1 protein-coding gene and 1 tRNA gene are annotated in these 1,047 nt (G+C 42.8%); both read right to left on the reverse strand.

Annotated elements, in window-relative coordinates; translation table 11 throughout:
* On the reverse strand, positions 1-123 hold a 123-nt coding region (locus tag ACTBDZ_RS18060), incomplete at its 3' end, for a DUF4277 domain-containing protein (RefSeq protein ID WP_438816302.1).
* A 259-nt stretch (positions 124-382) separates the two neighbouring features.
* Positions 383-458, reverse strand: a tRNA-Lys gene (locus ACTBDZ_RS18065).
* Positions 459-1,047: the final 589 nt, after the last annotated feature.

Genomic DNA, 1,047 nt, shown 5'->3' on the forward strand with positions numbered 1-1,047 from the left:
TTTGGCTTGGTGTTTTTTGGGCAATACCGCATCGATCATTTTTGCAATACTCAGTTCATCGCACAGTGCAGCGACGAGACCTAAGTGATCAAGGTTACGGATGGTAACGTGGGGAGTACTCATGCTAATTGGTCTGCAAAAAGCAGTAATAAATTCAGAACTTCAGAATACCGTCAAGTCCCGAAAAAAGAAAAACCAGGTGCGGAATGACGGATTCAACAGTTGGAGGATTATTTAATCAGGCAAAAAAATACAAAGCACATAAGTAAGAGGTAAGCATCTCAATCCGTGGATTTGAATAATGCAATAAATAACGTTCCGATGAAAATCACTTATTATAAATGGCAAATAAAATAGCGAGGAATAAAGCAGTATGAAATGTTGGTGGGTCGTGCAGGGTTCGAACCTGCGACCAATTGATTAAGAGTCAACTGCTCTACCAACTGAGCTAACGACCCAACGCCGTGGATTATTCTCCCGTTGCCTGCCGCTGTCAAACGGTTAATTCGATTTTTTTCTTTTCGCTTCCAACCATGAAAATCCGATTGTCGGCAAAAGCCGATTTTGTTAGTCTTGCCCGCGTTTATATCCGTCATCTCAATTCCTAGTATGCCAGCCTTGTTCGAACAGAAAATACACAGACGTAAAACGTGCGAATGTTCACTTTCTCTATGCCACGTCCTCGGTATCATGCGCGGCATTGCCAGGTTGGTTTAACAGGATCTATTTATACCTATCGCTATCATCAGAGAGCCATTCAAGAGCTCAACACAACATCACCGACAAAAACAGGAAATTTAACACATGGTAGATAACGTCAAAGAGGTCGACGACCTTACCTCAGTCCATGATGAAGGCCTAAGGCGCAACCTGACCAACCGGCATATCCGGCATATACAGCTTATTGCTATCGGCACCGGTTTATTTGTATTAGTCGCGACTTGATCTGACACTGGACCTTGCAAGGTTGAGAGTTACCGGTTTTGATATGGGTGTCCAATCCTTATACAAAACACGAGGTAACTCTCATGATTCATACTAACAATC

It is taken from the genome of Symbiopectobacterium sp. (assembly GCF_051710365.1).
GTDB lineage: Bacteria > Pseudomonadota > Gammaproteobacteria > Enterobacterales > Enterobacteriaceae > Symbiopectobacterium.